Origin of the sequence: Microbacterium sp. GXS0129, from assembly GCF_044769785.1 — a bacterium.
Taxonomy (GTDB): domain Bacteria; phylum Actinomycetota; class Actinomycetes; order Actinomycetales; family Microbacteriaceae; genus Microbacterium; species Microbacterium nymphoidis.
The window spans coordinates 298675-320180 of record NZ_JBIZVZ010000003.1 but is presented as its reverse complement, the minus strand read 5'-3'; the positions used below and the strand labels follow the sequence as shown (position 1 = coordinate 320180).

Genomic DNA, 21506 nt, shown 5'->3' with positions numbered 1-21506 from the left:
GAACATGACTGCTCCTCGCACCATTCGCCCGTATCGCGCTTCGGACCGCTCGGCGGTGTCGGACATCTGCGTGAAGACGGGCGACTCGGGGGCCAATGCGGAAGGGCTGTTCCGCCACGATTCCCTGCTCGGTGACATCTACGCCGTTCCCTATGTCGAGCGTCACCCGGATCTCGCGTTCGTCATCGACGACGGCGCGGGGCGGGCGATCGGCTACGTGATCGCGACCGACGACACCGAGGCGTTCAACCGGTGGTTCCACGACGAGTGGTGGCCGTCGGTGCGCGACACCTATGCGGGTGATGAGGCGGCGGAGCGCGATGCCGCGATGCTGGCCGGCGCCGAGCGCGTGGGAACGGTGCCGATCGAGTACGCCGCGGAGTATCCGGCCCACCTGCACATCGACATCCTTCCCGAGGGACAGGGCGGCGGCCTCGGGCGCGGTCTGATCGAGGCGATGGAGGCGGAGCTGCGGCGCCGCGGTGTCCGTGGGCTCCATTTCGTGGCGTCCTCGCGCAATGAGAACGCCCTCGGCTTCTACGACCGCCTGGGCTTCACCCGCCTGCCGTCTGCGCCGGGCTCCCAGGCCTTCGGCCGCCGATTCGACTGAGAACGAGAGCCCGCGGCGCGGCCCGATACGGAGGGCCGGCTCGGGTGCGTTTGCGCTGCTCGTGCAGCGCCCGAGCAGCATCCGATCACGCCGGAATCAGCCGGCCGTCCTCCAGTCGCAGCGTGCGGTCGATGAGCTCGTCGGGGACCGTGACGTGGGAGATGAGCACGACGGCTCGCTCACGTTCGACGTTCGTCGCGCCGAGGAGGTCCCTCAGCAGGGCATCGGACATGGCCGGGTCCACTCCGGCGGTCGGCTCATCCAGGACCAGCACGTCCACGTCGTGAAGCAGCGCGCGGGCCAGGGCGAGTCGCTGTGCCTGGCCGCCGGAGACGAGGGCGCCGCGCTCACCGACCCGCGCATCCAGCCCACCGCGCTGGCGCAGCCACTCGTCCAGGCCCACGCGCTTGAGCACCGCTTCGAGTTCCGCGTCGGTCGCGTCGGGGCGCGCGAAGAGCAGGTTCTGGCGGATGTCCTCGTCGAAGAGGTGCGGCTGCTGCTCGCTCATGCCGATGGTGCGGCGAATCGTCGCACCGGCGATGTGGTGCACGTCCTGGCCGTTCAGGGTGAAGTCGCCGCGGGCCTCCAGGAAGCGCACCAGGACGTGGGCGAGCGTCGACTTTCCCGCGCCGCTCGGCCCGGTGACCAGCACGCGCTCGCCTGGGGCGACATCCAGATCGACACCGCGCAGCACGTCGCGACCGGTGCCGTCGGGCCACCCCGCCCGTACATCACGAAGCCGTACGCCGGCGCCGATCGTGACGCGTGCCTCGGGATCTTCCGGCAGGTCCGGAGCGAGTTCTGCGGGCAGCTCGGCGGGCAGCAATGAGGCGATGCGCCCGGCTGCCGAGTGCACGCGGCGCCAGGACGACGCCGCCAGCGGCACCGTGGCGAAGGTCTCGAAGACCACCATCGGAACCAGCGCCACCACGGCCAGCCATGCACCCGACGCGGGGTCGGTGATGGTCGGGGCCGTCACGGCGACGGCAGCCAGCGAGGCGATTCCCGCCAGCGCGGACAGGACGGCGGAGGAGGCGCCCTGCGCGCTGGTCGTGCGCGTGACCAGCCGTCGCAGCGATCGGTCGGCGGCGAGAACCTCCGCGCGCGCTCGCTCCTCCGCGCCGAATGCGACCAGCACGTCGAAGCTGCCGATGTAGTCGGTGAGCGCGCTGGTGAGGCGGGCACGGGCAGGCGCGATCTGGCGTTCCGCCCGCGAGCCGGCGAGCCATCCCCAGCCCACGGCGGCGACGGCGGCCGCGATCAGGCAGAGCGCCAACGTGAGGCCCGCTGCGGGACGGATGATCGAGATCGCGACCACCGAGCCGATCGCAGTGAGCGATCCGATCACCACGGGCTGGACGACGCGCAGCGGCAGGTTCTGCAGCTCCTCGACGTCGTCGACCAGCGTCGACAGCACCGAGCCGCGGTCGGTACGCGAGATGCCGTCCGGTGCGAGCGGGACGAGCCGGCGCATCAGGTCCGAGCGCGTGGCCGCCAGTTGCCGGAGGGCACCGTCGTGCCCGGTCAGACGTTCCAGGTAGCGGAACACGGCACGGGACACGGCGAAGAACCGCACACCCACGATAGCCACGTTGAGGGTGACCAGGGTGTCTGTCACAGAGGCGCTGACGATCAGCCATCCGCTGCATGCGAGCAGCGCCACCGCTGCCGCAGCCGATGCCAGCCCCCACAGCACACCCGGCAGGAAGCGGCGGAGCGGTGGCTGGGCGACGCGGAGCACATCACGTGTCGTGGTCATCGTGGGACCTCCGCCTTCGCGGGCCGGGCTCGGCTGGTGCTCGCGCTCATCGTGATATCTCGGGATTGACGGGTGAGTCTGCCGGTGCTCCGGGTCATCGTGGCACCTCCGCCTTCGCCTCCACATCCGCTTCCGCCTTCGCGGGCTCGGCTGGTGTTCGCGTTCATCGTGATAGCTCGGGATTCACGGGTGGTTCTGCTGGTGCTCCGGGTCATCGTGGCACCTCCGCCTTCGCGGGCTGGGCTCGGCTGGTGCTCGCGTTCATCGTGATATCTCCGCATTCACGGGCGTGCCCGCTGACATTCGCGTTCATCGCGGTCCCTCCGCGTGCACGTGGGCTCCGCTCGTGTCCCCGTTCATCGCGACACCTCGGCATCCGCGTCCATCTCCGCACGTCGCGAGCCATCGAGCTCGATGGACTGATCCGCGATGGCCTCCGCGGAGGCGCGGTGGGAGACGAGCAGGATCGTCGCACCGGCATCTGCCACGGCGCGCAGTCCGTGCCACAGGCGGGCCTCGGTGTCGGCATCCAGCGCCGAGGAGGGTTCATCCAGGGCCACGACGCGGGCGTGGCCGCGGCCGAATCGGTAGAAGGCACGGGCCACGGCGACGCGTTGCGCCTGTCCGCCGGAGAGACCGGCACCCTGCACGCCGAGGGGCAGATCGGGGTCGAGTTCGTCCGCGCAGGCGGTCCGCAGAGCCCATGCCATCGTCTCGTCGTCCCGGTCGTCGCCCAGCGTGATGTTCTCTGCGATCGTGCCGGCGACGAGCCCCGGACGCTGGCCCGCCCAGGCGAGCCACGCGGTGGGGTGCAGGTCCACGATGTCCGTGCCGTCGACGGTGATGGATCCCTCGTAAGGGGCGGCGGTGCGCAGTGCGGCCAGCAGACTCGACTTGCCGGCCCCGGACGGGCCATGCAGGAGGGTGAGCGTGCCGGGGTCCGCCGTGAACGATACCGGCGGGAGGAGCCCGTCCCGGTCGACACGGACGTCGTGGAGCTCGAGCCGGGCGCCTGCGGTTGCGTCGCGTCTGGCAGGACCGTCGTGGGGTTTCACCCCGGAACCGGCGGTGGCGCCGGGCATGGCGGGGGCGCTCTGCGGTTCGGACGTGGCGGGCATGTCGTGTGCATCGGATCGTGCTGCCTGATCCAGCACGGCGAACACGTCGTTCGCTGCTGCCACGCCCTCGGTTGCGGCATGGAACTGCACGCCCACCTGGCGCAGCGGGAGGAACGTGTCGGGCGCGAGCAGCAGCACGAACAGTCCGACCGCGAGGGTCATCTCGCCGCCGAGAAGGCGCAACCCGATCGAGACCGCGATGATGGCCACCGAGATCGATGCGATGAACTCGAGCATGAAGCCGCTGAGGAACGTGATCCGCAGCACCTTCATCGTCTCGCGGCGGTACCCGTCGGAGATGGCACCCATGGACGCGACGGCTTTGCGCTCGCGACCGAAGAGCCGGAGGGTTCCCAGACCCTCGACCGTGTCGGCGAAACGGGCCGCGAGGTGCTGCAGGGTGTCCCACTGCTTGCGTTGCACCGCCTGGGTGGCCCAGCCGATCAGGATCATGAAGATCGGGATGAGGGGCAGGCAGAGGGTGGCGGTGAGCCCGCTCACCCAGTCCTGCCACCAGATGACCGCCAGCAGAATCGGCGTGACGATCGCCGTGGCGATGAGCTGGGGGAGGAAGCGGCCCACGTAGACGTCGAGGGCTTCGAGGCCGTGGCCGGCGGTGACGGTCAGACGCGCCGTGTTCTGCCGTGCGAGCCACGCGGGCCCGAGCCGCCGGATGGCCGACAGCATGGCCGTGCGCAGCTCGGAGCCGATGCGGGAGCTGGCCCCGGCCGCCGTCCGCTCGGCTGCCCAGACGAGCAGGGCCCGCACGAGAACGACGGCGCCGAGCAGCGCGAGGTTCTGCCAGAGAGCCGGAGTCACCCCATGGTCGACGACGCCGGTGATGGCCGAGGTGAGAAACCAGGCGAAGCCGAGGGTGCACAGGGCCTGGGCGAAGGAGATGACGCCGGCGAGCGCGAGGAACCCGCGACTGCTGCGCGCGTAGCGCAGCAGTCGCGGGTCCACAGGTCCCCGGCGGGGTGAGTCCGTCATCGGCGCACCGGCATCAGTGCGCTGCCGCCGCTTCGATGGACGCGCGGGTCACGCGCTTGCGGAACACCCAGTAGGTCCAGCCCTGGTACAGCAGCACGAGAGGCAGGAAGATCAGCGCAGCCCAGCTCATGATCTGCAGCGTGTACGGCGAGGACGACGCGTTCTGGATCGTGAGGCTGTTCGTCAGCGGATCGACCGTGGAGGGGAGCACGTTCGGGAACAGGGACGCGAACAGGGCGATCACCGCGAGTGCGATGGTGGCGGCACCGAACGCGAAGGCCCAGCCTTCGCGGCCGCGCAGGTTCATCACCACGGAGGCGATGAGCGAAACGGCGGCGGCCGCAGACAGCACGAGCCCGGCGATCGAGAAGTGGGCGATGACCGTCCACACCAGGAATGCTGCCGCGACGACGATCGAGATGAGCCCGGCCCGCGTGGCCAGCTTCTGGGCGCTGGTGCGCAGCTGCCCGTCCGTCTTCAGCGCCACGAAGGTGACCCCGTGGGTGAAGAACAGCAGCAGCGTGGTGAGGCCGCCGAGCAGAGCGTACGGGTTCAGCAGGGTGAACAGCGTGCCGGTGAAGTTGTGATCCGCATCCAGCGGCACGCCCTGCACGATGTTGGCGAATGCAACGCCCCAGAGGAGCGCGGGGACCGCCGAGCCGACCACGATCATCGTGTCGAAGCCGCGCTTCCATTTCGCGCTGTCGCGCTGGTGACGGTACTCGAACGAGACGCCGCGCAGGATGAGCGCGAGCAGGATGAGCAGCAGCGCGAGATAGAACCCGCTGAACAGGGATGCGTACCACTCCGGGAAAGACGCGAACAGGCACGCGCCCGCCACGATCACCCAGGTCTCGTTGAGGTCCCACACCGGGCCGATCGTGTTGATGACCTGGCGGCGCGAGACGTCGTCCTTGCCGAGGAACGGGAGCGACATGCCCACGCCGAAGTCGAACCCGTCGAGGACGAAGTAGCCCACGAACAGCGCGGCGACGATCCAGAACCACAGAGTCTGAAGATCCATGATGACCCCTTAGTAGACGACCGACGCGAGGGGCTTGTCGTCGACCGGTTGCTCCGAGTCGTCGATGCCCGCCTTTGCGGCCTTGATGATGAGTCCGAATTCGACCACCGCGAGTGCGGCGTAGATGGCGGTGAAGGCGATCAGCGAGATCAGCACCTCCACGCCGGTGACGTTCGGGGACACGCCGTCCTGCGTCGTCATGAGTCCGAAGACGAGCCACGGCTGGCGTCCCATCTCGGTGAACACCCATCCGACCAACGAGGCCAGCAGCGACAGGGGAGCGGCGAAGATCGCGACGTTCCACATCCACTTCTTGACCGGGCCCGCCTTCTTGCGGGTGATCCAGAGACCCACCAGCGCGACGAGGGCGTGTGCCAGGCCGAGGCCGATCATCCAGCGGAAGGCCCAGTAGGTGACCCAGAGGATCGGGCTGAAGTCGGTGAGGCCGGTGTCGGCGAAGCGCACGCCGTACTCGGCGTTGAGGTCGCGGATACCCTCCACGCAGCCGTCGAAGGTGTGCGTGGACAGGAAGCTCAGCAGGTACGGGACTCGCACGGAGAACAGCTCGCTGGAGCCATCAGGCGTGCCGAGCGTGAAGATCGAGAAGGAGGCGTTGGCGCCGCAGGCACTGTTGAACAGCGCCTCAGCCGCGGCCATCTTCATCGGCTGCGTCTCCACCATCACCAGGCCCAGCTGGTCGCCCGTGAGGACCGTGCCGGCGACGGCGACGAGCATGCCCCACAGCCCGAACTTGAGACTGGAACGGAAGGCTGCGGTGTGGTTGCCGTGCTTCAGGTGATAGGCGGATACCGCGATGACGATGCCGGCCGCGAACATGAAGGCGGCGAAGATCGTGTGCGGGAACGCGGTGAGGGCGACCGGGTTCGTGAGCAGCGCGCCAAAGTCGACCAGCTCTGCGCGGCCCGTCGTCTCATTGAGCTCGTATCCCACCGGGTTCTGCATGAACGCGTTGGCCGCGATGATGAAGTACGCCGAGAGGATCGATCCGACGGCGGTCACCCAGATCGTGAGCAGATGGATCTTCGCGGGCAGTTTGTTCCAGCCGAAGATCCAGAGGCCGATGAAGGTCGCTTCGAAGAAGAACGCCAGCAACCCCTCGAACGCGAGCGGTGCGCCGAAGACGTCACCCACGAAGCGCGAGTAATCCGACCAGTTCATACCGAACTGGAACTCCTGCACGATGCCGGTGACCACGCCCATCGCGAAGTTGATGAGGAAGATCTTGCCGAACAGACGCGTCAGGTGAAGCCACTTCACATCCGCCGTGCGCACCCAGATGGTCTGGAAGATCGAGACGACGACCACCATTCCGATCGTGAAAGGCACGAAGAGGTAGTGGTAGACGGTCGTGAGACCGAATTGCCAGCGCGCCAGCGCCAGCGGATCGAGCAGTTCCATGGGAACGACCTCCGTGTCGTGCGCGGGCGTGTCTTACCCACGCTCTTCGACCACGATAGGCAGTCTTTCAAACGGGATTCTCAGCTTGGGGCCGTGAATAACCGAAGCGGGCCGGATTTCGGGATGAACGATTCCAGGGATCAGGAAAACCCCTGATCGGGTTGTCTATTCGATTCTCAGGAATCGGTGGGTGCTGCGACGTCCGCGGGGGCGCGCAGTAGCTGGATCACACAGTCGCCGGGGTTGCAGGCCGGGTGCATGCCCTCGACGGCGAGCGGGCCCCCGGCTTCTGCCAGGACGCTCTGGATCAGTGACATGTGCACTCCGCAGCGGGCGGCGGAGAGAGCATCGGACGCGTGCAGACACGGGGTGAGGTCGACGGTGAGGTGGGCTTCATCGACGATCGGATCGAACCCGCTGTCCTCCAGGTGCTCCGTGATGGCATCGAGCTGGTGCAGTTCCTGCGTGCTCAGGCCCTCGGGAATGGTCTCGGGCATGACGCGGCGCATCAGGTCGCCGTGCTCTGCAGCCTGACGTGCCTTCTCCCGGATGATGGGGCTGGAAGCGCCGCGCTGTCCGGTCGCCGCGCGGTAGAGGGTGCGGGGGCGACCGCGCGTGGTGCGGTGCTCGGCCTCGGCCAGGACGAAGCCGCTCTCTATGAGGCGCTGCAGATGCTCGCGCACCGTGTTGGGATGCAGCCCAGTGGCGCTGGTGAGATCGTCGATGGTGCGATCGGCGCCTTCGAGGAGCATCGCCAGGATGCGAACGCGCGATTCGCTGGAGATCGGGCTGTAGCCATGGGGTGTGGCCATGACCCCAGCATGACAGACGAAGATGAGAAACAGGCCGATAATCTCGATTCCATGAGCGAACCCGCATGCTCCGGCATGGCCCTCGGCGTGATCGGTGCTGGGCGGCTCGGGCTCGCGGTGGCGCGACTCGCGCTCGGGGCCGGCATGACGGTACGCGTTGCGGGCTCCGGCGCTCCGGTGCGGACGCGTCAGGTGGTTGCGATGTTCGCACCCGGCGCGGAGACCGTGGCTGCCGAAGACCTGGTCGACGTCGGCACGGTCGTGCTGGCGATGCCGCTGAGCGCGATCGACGACCTCGATCCGGGGATGCTGGAGGGGTCGGTGGTGATCGATGCCATGAACTACTGGCCCGAGACGGACGGTATGCGGCCCGAGTTCGACGATCCGACGCGTCCGACGAGCACCCTGGTCGCCGCGCGGCTCGCCGGGGCTCAGGTGGTGAAGGCGCTGAACCACGTGGCGTTTCGCGATCTCGAGGCCGGTGCGAAGCCGGTCGGCTCGCCCTACCGGATCGGAATCGGCATCGCGGGCAGCGGCGAGGCGCTCGAGAGGGTGGCCGTTGTCGTGCGGTGCCTGGGCTTCGATCCGGTTCCGGTGGGCTCGCTGGCGGAGAGCGGGGTGCTCGAACCGCGCGGTCCTGTCTTCGGGGCTGCGGTTCCGGCGGAGCAGCTGCGGGCGCGCATCGATGCTGCGCAGGGGCGCATAGCATCGGGGGATGGCTGAGCTTGAGATTCCGCTCGCGGGAGGAAACGCCACCGCTGAGGTCGTCAGGGTCGGCGACACGGTGCGCAAGCCCGTGACCCCCTCGAGCGCCGCGGTCACGGACTTCATGTCCGCGATGCTCGCGGCCGGGATCGATATCCCGCGTCCTCTTGGCACCGACGAGTCCGGCCGGCTGATGCTGGAATTCGTCCCCGGGGCGATGGCCGAGGACCACGAACCCGACCTCGATCAGCTGGAGGCCATCGGAGGGCTCATCCGCAGGATCCACGATGCGGCGCTCACGTACGTACCCGAACCTGGGGCCGTCTGGGAGGCGGTCATCCCCCCGCCGGGGGAGCCGGAGCTCATCTGCCACAACGACCTGACGCCATGGAACCTGGTGCTCGGCGAGCGGATGGTCTTCATCGACTGGGACGGTGCGGGGCCGAGCACGCGCGCGTGGGATCTCGCATATTCGGCGCAGGCGTTCGCTGGGTTGCATGCGGACGCGGACGAGGCCATCGGCGCTCGGCGTCTCTCGGCGATCATCGACGGTTACGACCCGGATGACGGGCTCCGTCGCGAGCTGCCCGCGCTGCTCGCGGTCCGCGCTCAGGCGATGCACGACATGTTGGCCGATGCGTATCGACACGACCGAATGCCCTGGGCTCGCGTGTACGAGGAGGGCCACGGCGCGTTCTGGGCCGCGGCGGCGGAGTGGATCCGTCAGCGTGAGGACATCTGGCGCGACGCGCTCTGCCGCTGATCACGGTGGGGTGTGAGCCGGGGACGTGGTGGTGGTCACGGTGGGGTGTGAGCCGGGGATGTGGTGGTGGTCACGGTGGGGTGTGAGCCGGGGATGTGGTGGTGGTCACGGTGGGGTGTGAGCCGGGGATGTGGTTGTGGTCACGGTGGGGTGTGAGCCGGGGATGTGGTTGTGGTCACGGTGGGGCGTGAGTGGTGTTGCGTTGGTGATCACGGCTGGGTGTGAGGGGGGGTGTTGGTTGCGTGGGCCCCGCGTCGTGCCGTGGCGCCGAGCGGATCTTGCGGCGGTCGCGCTGTGGTGCTGATCACCGCTGACTGGCGGTGCCGGTGCTTCCGGGTGCAGCCTCGCGAGTGACGGCTTCGGCGGCTCGGCTGCCCACCCGCGCGCCGTAGAGCACGAACCCCACCATTGCACCCGCGCCCACGAGTGCGACAGACGCCAGCGCTGGCGTCGGCAGAGGGAGGAGCACGATCAGCCCCGCGGCGACGGCGACCAACGCCGAGAGCTGCGTCGCGCGCTTGGCCCGCACATGGGCTGCGAGCCAGGCTTCTTCGCTCGCCATCGTGCTGGGGATACGGATGCCGGCGACCGGGTTGCGCTTGAGCCTTCCGGAAGCTGCTGCGTGCGCCATCCAGGCGATGAGAAGGCCCGACCCGGCCAGGACAACGCACAACACGACTCTCACGCTCAGTTCCGCACCCATCACTCGATCCTATGCACGGTGCAAACAGGGCGTCGGGTGAGGGCTCGGACATGGCGGGCTTGGGGCTGACGGATGCGAGAAGCTGGGGCGATGGGGGTCGGCACTGGCGATTCAGCCAGGGCTTCGGTCGTGAGCGAGGCTCGGGGTGAAGGCAACAGCGTGGTGAGTGTGCTGGGGGTAATGGCGTCCTGCAGGGGTGATGAATTCCACGGTGCCGTCGGAGTGGTGTGTGATCTTCCAGCCGGCGTGGGTCTTGAGGGTGTGGTGGCGGCGGCAGAGGGGTGCGAGGTTGGTGATTGCGGTCGAGCCGCCATGGGCCCAGTCGTGGTTGTGATCGATGTCGGTGTAGCGGATGGGGACGCGGCACCCGGGGTGCCGGCAGTGCTGGTCTCGGTGGGTCAGGAAGCGTCGCATATCCGCGGTCGGCCGGTATCGGTCCGTGGCAAGGACCCCACCGCTGATCGGGTGGGTAAGGATTCGGTCCCATCCGGGTTGTGCGCCAGCGAGGAGTCGGGCGGTGTCGGCGTCAATGGGGGTGATGCCATCGAGCTCGGCCCCGGTGCTCTCCTGCCCGAGGAGCGTGAGGACCGGGATGGTGACGGCGACGGTGGCCCGGATGGACCCGATCGCGGTGTTCACGCCGTTCGGGATGCTGGTGAGGAGGAGATCGGCGAGCAGATCGGCGCGCAGCTGATCTACCGTCCGCGTGTCATGTCGCTCATTCGCGTCCGTGCCTGTGCCGAAGGTCGTGCCAGTGCCAGTGCCAGTGCCCGTGCCAGTGCCAGTGCCAGTGCCAGCGCCAGTGTCCGCGCGCGTACCAGCGCTCGCACGCGTACCAGCGCTCGCGCTCACTGTCTGCGCCATCTCTCGTGTCCGGGCGGATGCGGGGGCTGTCGCTGGCGCTGGTGGACTGGTCGCCGCATCGGCGTCCGCTCCGTTGCGGGTGTTCGCCTTGTTCGCCGCGCGGAGCGTGTGTGCCATCTGATCCAGTCGATCCTTCACGCCATACGCCAGCACCGAGGGGAGGAGGTCGTGCAGCGTCGCCATGCCGTCGGCAGCATCGGTGACCCAGACCGCACGGGCACGACGGGCTTCCTCATGGCGTTCGGTGATCCCGATCTCGCGTACCTCTTCGGCCACGCGGGCGAGCATCGCGCGCAGCCGGTTCGGTGACTCCGCACGCGCGAGCGGGAGGGCACGCTCCACATACGTGTCCCGCGCGGGACCGCTCTCCACGGGTGTCCCATGCTCCAGGATGACCCGCACATGAGCGCCGGTGATCTCCCCGGATGACAGCGCGGCATGCACGGCGGTGAACCCGTGCACCAGCTGGTAGGCGTCCGACATCTGATGCTGCACGGTGCGGTCGCTCACCCGGACAGCGGCGCCCACCTCCGCCGCGATCGACCGCAGGCCCAGCTCCGCATCCGATGACCGCCCGGACGCACCGGACAGCTCCACCAGGTCTGCCAGCAGCGCTGCTTCAAGTGCATCCGTGGCGGCCCGTGAGCGCGATACCGCGGCCAGCGCATCGACATACGCGCGCACCACGCCGGGATCGGTGCCCAGAGAAGATTCGAATGTCATGTCCTCATTCTGGTGACTCGATGGGAACAAAAGTACGAAGGTGGCGAGGATGTGGATAACCCGCTCCGCCATAGAGAGCTCGGCCTCCTCCGCCGCGCACCGTGAGAGCACCCCGGCGAGAGCCCCGCATCGTGAGACCGCGGCGAGAGCCCCGCATCGTGAGTCCGCCGCGAGAGCCCGCACTGTGAGACCGCGGCGAGAGCCTCGCGCCCGGTGAAGGAAAGGGGGCTGGGCCGTTTCAGAGACACACGTCGGTCACGATTCGTCAACCTGCGCGCGGCAACCGGCCGCTTTGCGGGGGAAGATCCGTACCCTGGCACCGTGGACCACAGCGAGATCGTACGGCTCTACGGGCCGTGGCGCTCGCGCACGGTCGACGATGTCGTCGAGCTCTTCGCGGGGTATGCCGGCCCCTGGTGGATCGCCGGTGGATGGGCGATCGAGGCATTCACGGGGATCTCGCGCCCTCACGGCGACATCGACGTGAGCATCCCTCGCTCCGACGCGCATCTGCTGCGCGCGCACCTGCGCGACCGCCTGGATGTCTGGGCGGCGCATCGCGGCGATCTGCTCCCTCTGACGAACCCGGCCCGGATGGTTCCGGATACCTGCAGCAACCTGTGGCTGAGGGCAGACGGTGCCAGCCCGTGGGAGTACGACATCATCCTCATGGACACGACCCCCACCCGATGGACCTACAAGCGCGACCCGCGGGTCGCGCTCGCGTTCAACGAGATCCTCTGGTCTCAGAACGGCGTGAACTACCTGCGTCCCGAGATCCAGCTGCTCCACAAGGCTCCGGGACTTCGCCCGCAGGACCAGGCGGACTTCGAAACCGCTCGTCCGGTTCTGAGCGAGGAAGCTTCGGTGTGGTTGCGACGAGCACTACAGACGGCGCACCCGGATCACCCCTGGATCGGAGAACTCGTTCCATCCCGTTGATCCAGCCCGCTGCTCTCATTACATCCGGAGCCCAGCGCCTACGGTGGGAGCCATGTGGTGGTCCGAACGCGAATGGCAGGCCCTGACATCGCCCGAACGTTGCGGAATGTGCGCTGACGCACATATGGAGAGCAATGAGCACAGCGTGCTCATCGCGGCGACCGGCACCAGCTTCGTGCGGTTCGCCCGCAACCAGCATCACGCGGGATACTCCCTCGTGATCCTCCGTGAGCACATCGTGGACATGGCAGAGCTGCCCGTCACGCAGCTCGCGCAGTTCTGGGTCGACGTGCAACGGGCCGCCCGCGTGATCGATCGCGTGTTCGAGCCGAAGAAGATCGACTACCTCGTCATGGGCCACCGGATGCCCCACCTGCACTGTCACCTGCTGCCTCAGCACGAGCCCGACGACCCCCTGCGCAACGTGAACATCGCAGACGGCCCGACGTACCTTCCCGCTGGCCGACTGGCCTCCGCGGTCACGGCGATGCAGGAAGCCTGGCGCTCGCGGGAGGACGCGCTCGATGGGGGCGTGGGCGGAACGCTCGGCGGCGCCCCGTCGCCCTGAACCGCAGCATCGGCGTCCTTGCGGGGGAGTCCCACACGCGGACCGGGCGTAAGGTCGTGCGAAACACCGAACGAGAGGTGGCACGATGGCGAGCACACACACCGTCCACAACCAGGCGGCTCCACGCGAGGGACTGAACGAGTACCTCGTCAACCGCCCACTGGCCGAGGGCGTCACCACCTTCGGAGCCGGCTGGGCGACCGCAGAGCTCACGGCCACGGGAGAACTGGTCGGAACCGCCGGATTCCAGCACGACGCGGAGCTGGCGAACACCGTTGAGCCGCGGTTGCTCACCTTCGACCGATGGGGGAACCGCCTCGACGAGGTGGAGTACCACCCGGCCTATCACTCGATCATCGGGAGTGCCGTCGCCGCCGGCGCGCACACCGCCGCCTGGGCGGATCCCCGTCCGGGGGCCCACGTGGCGCGCGCCGCCCAGTTCATGCTCTTGGCCCAGATCGAGCCCGGTCATGCCTGCCCGGTGTCGATGACACATGCGGTGGTCCCCGCGCTTCAGCAGTTCGCCACTGCGGAGCTTCGGGACTCCTGGCTTCCGCGATTGCTGGCACGCGAGTACGACCCCGTGTTGCGCGCCGGCAAAAGATCCGCCCTGTTCGGGATGGCGATGACGGAGAAGCAGGGCGGTTCCGATGTGCGCGCCAACACGACGATCGCGGTTCCGCTCGGAGACGGCGAGTATCTGCTGCGCGGTCACAAGTGGTTCTGTTCGGCCCCGATGTCCGACGGCTTCCTGGTGCTGGCGCAGGCGCCCGGGGGCCTCAGTTGCTTCCTCCTGCCGCGGATACTGCCCGACGGACGCCGCAACCCCTTCGCCATTCAGCGGCTCAAAGACAAGCTCGGTAACCGGGCGAACGCCTCCAGCGAGATCGAGCTCGACGCCACCCACGCCTGGCTGGTGGGAGAGGAGGGGCGCGGCGTCCGCACCATCATCGAGATGGTCAACCAGACCCGGCTGGACTGTCTGCTGGGCTCGACCGCGGGGATGCGCCAGTCCACCGCGGAAGCCATCTGGCACGCACAGCATCGCTCGGCCTTCGGCGCCCTGCTGGTCCACCAGCCGGCGATGACGCAGGTGCTCGCCGACCTGGCCGTCGAGACGGAGGCCGCCACGCTCGCCTCCCTTCGCATCGCTGCGGCATATGACGAGACGGCACCGGCAACGGACGAGCCGTTCCGCCGGCTGGCGACGGCGGTGCTCAAGTACTGGGTGTGCAAACGCGGACCGGGGCACGCGTACGAGGCGCTGGAGTGCCTGGGAGGGAACGGATACACGGAGGCGTTCCCGCTCGCCCGCCGCTACCGCGAGCAGCCGGTGATGGCGGTGTGGGAAGGCTCCGGAAACGTGATCGCACTGGACACGCTGCGGGCTCTCGCACGCGAGCCCGAGTCGCTGGACGCGTATGTGGACGAAGTGCGTGTGGCCTCGGGGGCGGACCGGCGGCTGGATGCGTTCGTCGATCACACCGTGGCACTCGCGCGCAGGTGCGCGGCCGACCCGGCCTCCGCGCACGCTCAGTCCTCCGCGCGTGCGCTCGCCGAAGCACTCGCTGTAGCCCTCCAATGTTCACTTCTGCTCCGCCATGCTCCGTCCGCTGTAGCCGATGCCTTCCTCGCCACGAGGACCGAGGGTGCTCGTGGCTTCCTGTACGGCGCGGGACAGATCACCGGCGCGGCCGAGATCGTCGAACGTCACGCCGGCTTCTAGCCCGGATGTCCGCAGCCCATGGGATCATGGCGGCATGCGCACGATCCTCAACATCATCTGGCTGATCCTCTCGGGGTGGGCGCTCTTCCTCGGCTACGTCCTCGCGGGAATCCTGCTCTGCATCCCGATCTTCACGATTCCGTGGGCGATTGCCTCCTTCCGCATCGCAGGGTATGCGCTGTGGCCGTTCGGGCGAGAGGTCGTGGCCAAGCCCACGGCAGGAGTCGGATCGTTCCTCGGCAACGTGGTGTGGGTGATCCTCGCCGGATGGTGGCTGGCGATCGCACACATCGTTTCCGGCATCGCGCTGTGCATCACGATCATCGGCATCCCGATGGGCATCGCAGACTTCAAGATGATCCCGGTGTCGCTGGCGCCGCTGGGCAAGGAGATCGTCTCCACCCGGCGCGGATCCTTCGACCGGACCCTGTGAGAGCCCATGCCCCACGCATCGGATCCCGCTGAGGAGCGCTCCACGACGGTGCGGCGCAGCGCGCTGCGCATGCAGCAGCCGCTGGATCGCTTCACGGTGTTCGATCGCGTCGCGTTCCTCATCGGCACGGTTGCCGCTGTGTGGCTGGCCACGCTCCTGGTGCTGCAGGGCTTTCGGACATGGTGGGGGCTGGGCCTCGCGCTTGTCGTGTGGGCGCTGCTCGCATATCTCGCGCTGCCGCGCCTGCACAAGATGCTCTCGGATCTGTATGTGCCCGACTACTTCTTCGGCAGGACCCGCACCGTCGACGGACTTCTCGGCGATCCCGTGAACCTCGCCGTGGACGGGTCATTCGAGCAGCTCGACGCGGTGATGCGCCGCGCCGGCTGGCATACCGCGGATGAGATCTCCCCCTCGTCCACCTGGGGGATCATCGTCTCCACGCTCACGCGGAGGTCGTACCCCACGGCGCCGGTGTCGAACCTCTATCTGTTCGGACGCCGACAGGATGTCGCTTATCAGCAGGAGGTCGCCGGCAATCCGAAGCAGCGCCACCACGTGCGCTTCTGGCACACTCCGCCAGGCTGGCCCCTGCCGGGAGGTGCCCGGGTGGACTGGCTGGGAGCCGGTACCTACGACACCGACGTGGGGCTCTCGCTGTTCACCCTCCAGATCACGCACCGCATCGATGAGGACACCGATGTCGAGCGCGACTTCGTCGTCTCCTCCGCGACCACGGCCGATGACTCCGTCCGGGTGCGTGTGCTGAGCGATTTCACAACCGGCTATCACTCGCGAAATGGTGGCGGAGATCGATTCATCACCGACGGTGACCTCCCCATCCTCGATCTGTCCGAGGTGGAACCCTCGCTGACGGACACCACGCTCACCGCGAGCTATGTCGCCGAGAAGCGGGCGCGCCCGCCGATGACCACGATCTTCGGCGCGGTCGTGGTGCTTGTCGGTGCGGTGCTCAGCGGTCTGGACATCGTCAACGCCCTCGCGGACACGGCCGGTCTCGACGAGATCGAGATCGCCGCGCTGTGGATCGTGCTGGGCGTCTTCGCGCTGGCGCTGGTGATCCAGATCGTCCTGGCCATCAGCATGCTCCGCGGCGGCAGACGCGCCCGCAACACCCTCATCGTGCTGCTGACGATCACCATCATCGGTGCCGCGGTCAGTTATCTCGACGGAACCATCGCGCTGGGCCTCGACTTCGCGCTGCTGAACGCGACCGTCCAGTGCCTCGGCCTTCTCGCCCTCACCACGGACTCCGCCGGGGCGTGGTCGCGCCGTCGCCTCACGGACGATCTGGAGCCCGCGCCCCACGAGGCTCCGGCGAGCTGAACCCGGCGGGCGCGACGGCCGAGCCAACGGGATTCCGGCGGACGCAAGAGACCCCCAGATCTCTCTGGGGGTCTTCGGCGGAGAATGGGGGATTCGAACCCCCGAGGGCTTTCACACCCAACACGCTTTCCAAGCGTGCGCCATAGGCCACTAGGCGAATTCTCCTCGGCTCACTGAGCCTCGTACGATCCTACCCTGTGTTGCGGTGTGCTCGTGACCGGGCAGACCACCCGGGCGCGTCACGGGGTGGGGGCATCCCGCCGGGGAAGCAGCGAGACGGGAAGGAATCGGGCGCGGCGCCGGACATGCGGGTCCGCCGTCTCCTGCCAGATCCGGTGCACATCGGCGACGGCGCCGGCAAGGGCCTCGCCGTCCGCGACACCAGCGTCCTCACGTCCGTAGCTGACGCGCTCGATGGCGGCACGCAGCAGATCGAGCTCCTCGCGGGGCGCGCCGGTCGCCGTCACGATCCGGTCCACGAACTCGCGCGGGGTGTTCGAGTCGTCGGCCCGGAGACCGTGATCCGCGGCATCTGCTTGCAGCTCCGCCCAGGCAGCCGCCGCGTCGCCCGCACGTGCTGCCGTCATCCGCCGTGCCCGCAGCACGGTGCGCACGGTGAGGGGCGTGAGGGCCACCGCGACCGCCAGGGCGATCCAGCCCAGGATGGCCAGGTACCGGCCGAGATCGACGCTCGGACTGCTCCCCGCCGTGCTCGTGTCGGTGGGCTCGGTGATGTCCGGACGCTCCGGCTGGGCGGTGGCCGTGGACGTGGGCGCTGGCGCGCTCGGCTCGACCGGATCGCTCCCGGTGGGTGTCGCCGCCAGGAACCGCGTGGCCACGCCCAGGCTCGCGGTGGGCTCGAACGCCACCCAGCCGATGCCGGCGAAATAGACCTCCGGCCAGGTGTGGAGCTGATCCGACGTGACCGCGTACTGGACGCGATCGTCGACGCTCGTTCCCGTGGCCTCGCCGGGCAGGAAGCCCAGCGCGATGCGCGCCTGCATACCCAGGTCGCGGGCCATCAGGGTGAACGCGGCCGCGAAGTGAACGCAGTAGCCGCTGCGCTGTGTGAGGAACGCCTCGATCGCCACGGCGCTCGATCCGTCATAGCCGTCTTCCACCGGCGCATCCAGCGAGTACGAGAACTCGCTGGAGCGGAACCAGGACTGCAGCGCCACGAGCTTGTCGTAATCGGTCGCAGCTTCGGCAGTCACCTCGGTGGCGTACTGGTGCAGCAAAGGCGTGTCTTCGGCTGAGAGGCCGGTGCTGGCGCCGATCTGCGCGGACGCCGCGCGAATCTGCTCCAGGGACGGCGCCGCCGTGGTGTACGAGGCGCCGTAGGACAGCCCGTTGATCACCGTTCCCTCGGACGCGACGGTCCGGTTGTCGGAGTCCGCCCGCCAGCCGGCCCCGAGGCCGGTGAGGTCGAAGGGCTCCGGGGGGAGCGGCAGCATGGTGGAGTCCACGCCGTCGACCTCCACCGAGATCTGATGAGTGGTCGTCTCCACCGCGGGATCGCGCACCTCCGGGAACTGGGAGAGCCAGTCCACATCGACCCGCTCGCCCTCATCCGGCTCCCAGACGCTGCCGGTGAACTGCGACATGGTGGTCAGCCGGAGGTACGGGACCGCGCCCCCGTCCGTGGTGAAGGTCAGCATGCGGGTGTTGTTCGGCCGGCGGAGGTCTTCGCCGAGATCGAGGGTGGCGTCGATGCGGTTCGCGCTTCCGAGCCCGAATCCGTTCAAGGACCCGTTCCCGCCTCGGGGAAGGAGGGGCGCCACGATGACGGCGGCAACGAGGGCGATCACCACCGAGACCACTCCCGCACCGAGCACGCCTCCGGGGCGAAGCCCCCCGCGCAGCTGCACGCTGCGATACAGCAGCGCGGCGCCCACCACGATGATGAGCGCGATCGCGACCGCATCGCTGCCGTGGGGGAGGATCGCGGACGGGGCCAGTGCCAGCGCCAGCGGGATGAGCACCGCGGCCACCGGGACGCGGAAGGTGATGACGATGAGGTCGGCGAGCACCGTGATCAGCGCGATCGCCGAGACGAGCAGGAACGACAGCGTGGGATCCTCCGGCATCGGGGCCACGCCCTGGCGGATCTGCTCTGCGGCGTCGCCCGCGAGCACGTCCCAGTGGGCGAACACGTCGAACGTCGGGATCACGAAGAGGAACGCCTGGGCCGGCGCGGTGAGCAGAGTGGCGGACCCGAGGCCGATGATGACCTGCCCGATCAGGGCGCCGAGGCCGCCGGTGCGCAGTGCCCGCATCAGGACGCCGACGCCAATGAGCACGGCGATCGTCAGCACCGACTGCAGCCGCCAGGTCTCGCCGGAGAAGATCCTCCCGAACGGCATCAACGGCAAGCACAGCAGCACAGCGAGAAGCAGGCTGGTGATGGCGTCCGGGCGGGAGCGGCGCCGCGCCGACGACGACTGGACTCGTCCGCGGGCCGGCATCTCATGCGTGTGGGCCGCGGCAGTCGGCGCAGGGGCCTCACGAACCGCCATGGGTCACCTCCGCTCCGATCGCACGCGCCCACGCGGCCCGCAGCGCTGGGGCGCCGGACTCGGCGACGACGCCGGTGCGCCATCCGCGGGCGGCGGCCCGCTCGATTCCCGAGACGGCGGGACCGACGGCCAGGAGCACGGGGAGGGACGAACGCGCAGCGACGCTCCCCGTGGAATCCACCGCTGCATCCACGCGGCCCGCCGTGAGGAGCACCACCGGCCCGAGCTCGGCGGCCATCGGCGAGACACGCGCCGCGGCGTGCACGCTCTGCAACCGGGCGAGCACGGCCAGAGCCGAGCGGATGCCGTCCTCGTCGGCGATGTCCGGGACGAGTGCCGTACCGGACGTGTCGGTCAGTGCCACCGCGTATCCGTCGCGCACCAGCCGCACCACCACGGAGATCGCCCCGGCCAGCACAGCCTCGAGGTCAGCGGCCGCGGATCGTCCGCCCGTCTGGTGCGGGCGCACCCGATCGATGATCACGGTGGCCCGGGGCGTGCTCTCGAACTCCTCCTGGCGAACCATGAGCTCGTCACGATGAGCCGTTGCGCGCCAGTGGACGCGGCGGAGCGAGTCGCCGGGAACATAGGGGCGGGCGATCAGATTGTCGGCGCCCTCCACGGCACGCGGCGACAACGCCGAGTGCGCGCCGCCGCTCTCACCCGCCGCCTCGGACAGGGACGGCAGCTCGTGCACCTCGGGCCCGACCAGCACCGAGAAGGCTTCTCCCACCGTGGGCATACGCCGGGCGAGCCCGAGTGCGTCCACGAGCCCCACGCGCAGCGGCCCGACACTGTGGTCCCCGCGAGCCGTGCCGGTGAGTTCGTAGCGGATCGTCACGCGGTCGATGCGCTGGTCTGCCCGGGTCACGATGCCGTTCGCGCGGCCCGCGAGTCCGGTGGGCACACGCTCGCTCCAGCGCGTGAGACCCGCCGGTGCTGCACCCGGGGTCCACGTGGCCGCGACCTCGATCTTCTCGCCGACGGCGGACACGTCGGGGGAGACCCGGTGCTGCACCGCACCGGCTGCGCCTCCGAACCACACGACCACGAGGCAGCTCAGCACCAGGAGTGCGAGGACCACGCCGGCGAAGACCACGGCGTCGAGTCCGATGCGCAGACCGACCACCGTGATCACCAGCCCGGCGAGGAACAGCACCGTGCCGCGGGCGGTCAGTGGCCAGAGCGGACCGCGCATGTCAGCGGCGGCTCGCGATGGGCACCGCGACCCGGCGGGTGAGCCCGGAGAGCACCTCGTCGATGATCTCGTCATTGCTGGCGCGGCCCAGCGCGGTGCGCGTGGGAAGCAGACGGTGTGCGAACACGGGGGAGAGGAGGTCGGTGACATCGTCCGGCAGCACGAAGTCGCGGCCGTCCAGCGCCGCCCACACCTTCGCGGCACGCACGAGCTGCAGGGTGGCGCGCGGCGATGCGCCCAGGCGGAGATCGGGGTGTGTGCGGGTGGCCTGTGCCAGGCGCACCACATACTCCTCGATGAGCGGAGAGACATGGATTCCCCGCACGAAGCGGATCATCGCGGTGATCTCGGCGGCATCGGTGACGGGACGGAGATCCGCGAGAGGGTTGCCGGCGTCGCGCTGGCGGATCATCGCCTGCTCCGCCTGCGCGTCCGGGTAGCCCATCGACAGGCGCACCAGGAACCGGTCGCGCTGCGCCTCCGGAAGGGCGTAGGTGCCGTCCATCTCCAGCGGGTTCTGGGTCGCTACCACGATGAACGGGGCGGGGAGCGGGCGCGAGAGGCCGTCAACGGTGACCTGGCGCTCCTCCATCGCCTCCAGCAGGGCCGACTGCGTCTTCGGGGATGCACGGTTGATCTCATCGGCGATCACGACGTTCGCGAAGATCGCGCCCGGCTTGAACTCGAACTCCCTGGTGACCGGATTGAACACCGACACGCCCGTGACGTCGCCGGGAAGCAGATCCGGGGTGAACTGGATCCGTCGCACGTCCGCGTGCACGGATGCGGCCAGAGCGCGGGCGAGCATCGTCTTGCCGACCCCGGGCACGTCCTCGATGAGCAGATGGCCCTCTGCGAACAAGCAGACGAGGGCGGCGTCGATCGCGGAGCGCTTGCCGTCGATGACGCGTTCCACCGACTCCACGATCCGGCCGACCACCGCCGAAAAGCGATCCTGGTCGATCACAGCGCCGGTGTGGTCGGCTGCTGACGGCGCTGCCGGAGTGGTGCCCTGATCCATCGGAATCCTCTCGTCCGCGATACCCGCTCGCGCGGGTCCGAGCGGTGCCCTCGGGTGTGACAACACCGTCCGCGCACACTCTAACCGGGCCAGATGGTCAGAGGATGCGTGCGGACCTTGTTAGACTGTTCTCAGCTCTCCGCGCGGCGGTATCCAGGCCAACTCCCCCAGGACGGAAACGTAGCAAGGGTAACCAGGCTCTGCCGGGTGCGCGGAGAGTCTTTTCATGCCCGGGGCACTCGTGTCGCCGGGCATTCTTCGTACG

General features: G+C 68.8%; 18 protein-coding genes, 1 tRNA gene and 1 other RNA gene. 9 read left to right on the top strand and 11 right to left on the bottom strand.

What is annotated here, in order from left to right; translation table 11 throughout:
* Positions 1-4: 4 nt before the first annotated feature.
* Entirely contained in the window at positions 5-610 is a 606-nt protein-coding gene (locus ACIQJ5_RS11760; RefSeq protein WP_231091783.1) for a GNAT family N-acetyltransferase, read from the top strand.
* An 85-nt stretch (positions 611-695) separates the two neighbouring features.
* Here the strand turns inward: ACIQJ5_RS11760 and cydC are convergent, their stop codons facing one another.
* From cydC to ACIQJ5_RS11735, 5 genes are all read right to left on the bottom strand, one after another.
* Positions 696-2369 (bottom strand): thiol reductant ABC exporter subunit CydC, encoded by a 1674-nt coding sequence (gene cydC, locus ACIQJ5_RS11755; protein WP_402844099.1) that lies wholly within the window; start codon positions 2367-2369, stop codon positions 696-698.
* A 356-nt stretch (positions 2370-2725) separates the two neighbouring features.
* Positions 2726-4477 (bottom strand): thiol reductant ABC exporter subunit CydD, encoded by a 1752-nt coding sequence (gene cydD / locus ACIQJ5_RS11750; RefSeq protein ID WP_402844096.1) that lies wholly within the window; start codon positions 4475-4477, stop codon positions 2726-2728.
* A gap of 13 nt (positions 4478-4490) precedes the next feature.
* Complete coding sequence (cydB, locus tag ACIQJ5_RS11745; RefSeq protein WP_231091786.1) at positions 4491-5501, bottom strand: cytochrome d ubiquinol oxidase subunit II; 1011 nt, start codon at positions 5499-5501, stop codon at positions 4491-4493.
* 9 nt (positions 5502-5510) lie between these two features.
* A complete protein-coding gene (locus tag ACIQJ5_RS11740; protein ID WP_402844091.1) occupies positions 5511-6920 on the bottom strand; it encodes a cytochrome ubiquinol oxidase subunit I in 1410 nt (469 codons plus the stop codon).
* 176 nt (positions 6921-7096) lie between these two features.
* Positions 7097-7732: an ArsR family transcriptional regulator gene (locus tag ACIQJ5_RS11735; protein ID WP_402844088.1), complete on the bottom strand. Its 636-nt coding sequence runs from the start codon at positions 7730-7732 to the stop codon at positions 7097-7099.
* A 51-nt stretch (positions 7733-7783) separates the two neighbouring features.
* Here ACIQJ5_RS11735 and ACIQJ5_RS11730 point away from each other — a divergent pair, with 51 nt between their 5' ends.
* Both ACIQJ5_RS11730 and ACIQJ5_RS11725 read left to right on the top strand, forming a co-directional pair.
* Positions 7784-8455: an NADPH-dependent F420 reductase gene (locus tag ACIQJ5_RS11730; protein WP_231091789.1), complete on the top strand. Its 672-nt coding sequence runs from the start codon at positions 7784-7786 to the stop codon at positions 8453-8455.
* Entirely contained in the window at positions 8448-9200 is a 753-nt protein-coding gene (locus ACIQJ5_RS11725) for a phosphotransferase (RefSeq protein ID WP_402844083.1), read from the top strand. Before ACIQJ5_RS11730 ends, ACIQJ5_RS11725 begins: the two co-directional genes overlap by 8 nt.
* A 304-nt stretch (positions 9201-9504) precedes the next feature.
* Here the strand turns inward: ACIQJ5_RS11725 and ACIQJ5_RS11720 are convergent, their stop codons facing one another.
* Together ACIQJ5_RS11720 and ACIQJ5_RS11715 are read right to left on the bottom strand one after the other, a co-directional pair.
* The gene (locus ACIQJ5_RS11720) at positions 9505-9903 is read right to left on the bottom strand and encodes an SdpI family protein (protein WP_402844081.1); all 399 of its coding nucleotides are present in this window, start codon (positions 9901-9903) and stop codon (positions 9505-9507) included.
* A 111-nt stretch (positions 9904-10014) separates the two neighbouring features.
* Positions 10015-11490 (bottom strand): DUF222 domain-containing protein, encoded by a 1476-nt coding sequence (locus ACIQJ5_RS11715; protein WP_402844079.1) that lies wholly within the window; start codon positions 11488-11490, stop codon positions 10015-10017.
* A gap of 321 nt (positions 11491-11811) precedes the next feature.
* Here ACIQJ5_RS11715 and ACIQJ5_RS11710 point away from each other — a divergent pair, with 321 nt between their 5' ends.
* The 5 genes from ACIQJ5_RS11710 to ACIQJ5_RS11690 all read left to right on the top strand — a co-directional run bounded on the left by ACIQJ5_RS11710 (position 11812) and on the right by ACIQJ5_RS11690 (position 16506).
* On the top strand, positions 11812-12432 hold the full coding sequence (locus tag ACIQJ5_RS11710) for a nucleotidyltransferase domain-containing protein (protein ID WP_402844076.1): 621 nt from the start codon (positions 11812-11814) through the stop codon (positions 12430-12432).
* Between the two features lie 124 nt (positions 12433-12556).
* A complete protein-coding gene (locus tag ACIQJ5_RS11705) occupies positions 12557-13000 on the top strand; it encodes an HIT family protein (RefSeq protein ID WP_402844073.1) in 444 nt (147 codons plus the stop codon).
* An 85-nt stretch (positions 13001-13085) separates the two neighbouring features.
* Positions 13086-14726 (top strand): acyl-CoA dehydrogenase family protein, encoded by a 1641-nt coding sequence (locus tag ACIQJ5_RS11700; protein WP_402844070.1) that lies wholly within the window; start codon positions 13086-13088, stop codon positions 14724-14726.
* A 34-nt stretch (positions 14727-14760) separates the two neighbouring features.
* Complete coding sequence (locus tag ACIQJ5_RS11695; protein WP_402844067.1) at positions 14761-15159, top strand: YccF domain-containing protein; 399 nt, start codon at positions 14761-14763, stop codon at positions 15157-15159.
* Positions 15160-15165: 6 nt separating this feature from the next.
* The gene (locus tag ACIQJ5_RS11690; protein WP_402844065.1) at positions 15166-16506 is read left to right on the top strand and encodes an LssY C-terminal domain-containing protein; all 1341 of its coding nucleotides are present in this window, start codon (positions 15166-15168) and stop codon (positions 16504-16506) included.
* Positions 16507-16584: 78 nt separating this feature from the next.
* On the opposite strand, the gene ACIQJ5_RS11685 is transcribed toward ACIQJ5_RS11690, so the two are convergent.
* The 4 genes from ACIQJ5_RS11685 to ACIQJ5_RS11670 form a co-directional block, all read right to left on the bottom strand.
* A tRNA-Ser gene (locus ACIQJ5_RS11685) sits at positions 16585-16671 on the bottom strand.
* Between the two features lie 74 nt (positions 16672-16745).
* Positions 16746-19022 carry a DUF3488 and DUF4129 domain-containing transglutaminase family protein gene (locus tag ACIQJ5_RS11680; RefSeq protein WP_402844063.1) on the bottom strand — a complete coding sequence of 759 codons (2277 nt, stop codon included), beginning with the start codon at positions 19020-19022 and terminating at the stop codon, positions 16746-16748.
* Positions 19009-20220, bottom strand: coding sequence for a DUF58 domain-containing protein (locus ACIQJ5_RS11675; protein WP_402844060.1), 1212 nt, complete (start codon positions 20218-20220; stop codon positions 19009-19011). The genes ACIQJ5_RS11680 and ACIQJ5_RS11675 overlap by 14 nt, the downstream gene beginning before the upstream one ends.
* 1 nt (position 20221) lies before the next feature.
* Positions 20222-21241, bottom strand: coding sequence for a MoxR family ATPase (locus tag ACIQJ5_RS11670; protein WP_231091800.1), 1020 nt, complete (start codon positions 21239-21241; stop codon positions 20222-20224).
* A 130-nt stretch (positions 21242-21371) separates the two neighbouring features.
* Between ACIQJ5_RS11670 and ffs the strand changes: the two genes are divergently transcribed.
* Positions 21372-21468: signal recognition particle sRNA small type (gene ffs, locus ACIQJ5_RS11665), an RNA gene on the top strand.
* Positions 21469-21506: the final 38 nt, after the last annotated feature.

Excerpts from the sequence above, each read along its gene's own strand:
- ACIQJ5_RS11760 (WP_231091783.1), top strand. The coding sequence starts at position 5 with ATGACTGCTCCTCGCACCATTCGCCCGTATCGCGCTTCGGACCGCTCG.
- cydC (WP_402844099.1), bottom strand. The coding sequence starts at position 2,369 with ATGACCACGACACGTGATGTGCTCCGCGTCGCCCAGCCACCGCTCCGC.
- cydD (WP_402844096.1), bottom strand. The coding sequence starts at position 4,477 with ATGACGGACTCACCCCGCCGGGGACCTGTGGACCCGCGACTGCTGCGC.
- cydB (WP_231091786.1), bottom strand. The coding sequence starts at position 5,501 with ATGGATCTTCAGACTCTGTGGTTCTGGATCGTCGCCGCGCTGTTCGTG.
- ACIQJ5_RS11740 (WP_402844091.1), bottom strand. The coding sequence starts at position 6,920 with ATGGAACTGCTCGATCCGCTGGCGCTGGCGCGCTGGCAATTCGGTCTC.
- ACIQJ5_RS11735 (WP_402844088.1), bottom strand. The coding sequence starts at position 7,732 with ATGGCCACACCCCATGGCTACAGCCCGATCTCCAGCGAATCGCGCGTT.
- ACIQJ5_RS11730 (WP_231091789.1), top strand. The coding sequence starts at position 7,784 with ATGAGCGAACCCGCATGCTCCGGCATGGCCCTCGGCGTGATCGGTGCT.
- ACIQJ5_RS11725 (WP_402844083.1), top strand. The coding sequence starts at position 8,448 with ATGGCTGAGCTTGAGATTCCGCTCGCGGGAGGAAACGCCACCGCTGAG.
- ACIQJ5_RS11720 (WP_402844081.1), bottom strand. The coding sequence starts at position 9,903 with ATGGGTGCGGAACTGAGCGTGAGAGTCGTGTTGTGCGTTGTCCTGGCC.
- ACIQJ5_RS11715 (WP_402844079.1), bottom strand. The coding sequence starts at position 11,490 with ATGACATTCGAATCTTCTCTGGGCACCGATCCCGGCGTGGTGCGCGCG.
- ACIQJ5_RS11705 (WP_402844073.1), top strand. The coding sequence starts at position 12,557 with ATGGAGAGCAATGAGCACAGCGTGCTCATCGCGGCGACCGGCACCAGC.
- ACIQJ5_RS11700 (WP_402844070.1), top strand. The coding sequence starts at position 13,086 with ATGGCGAGCACACACACCGTCCACAACCAGGCGGCTCCACGCGAGGGA.
- ACIQJ5_RS11695 (WP_402844067.1), top strand. The coding sequence starts at position 14,761 with ATGCGCACGATCCTCAACATCATCTGGCTGATCCTCTCGGGGTGGGCG.
- ACIQJ5_RS11690 (WP_402844065.1), top strand. The coding sequence starts at position 15,166 with ATGCCCCACGCATCGGATCCCGCTGAGGAGCGCTCCACGACGGTGCGG.
- ACIQJ5_RS11680 (WP_402844063.1), bottom strand. The coding sequence starts at position 19,022 with ATGGCGGTTCGTGAGGCCCCTGCGCCGACTGCCGCGGCCCACACGCAT.
- ACIQJ5_RS11675 (WP_402844060.1), bottom strand. The coding sequence starts at position 20,220 with ATGCGCGGTCCGCTCTGGCCACTGACCGCCCGCGGCACGGTGCTGTTC.
- ACIQJ5_RS11670 (WP_231091800.1), bottom strand. The coding sequence starts at position 21,241 with ATGGATCAGGGCACCACTCCGGCAGCGCCGTCAGCAGCCGACCACACC.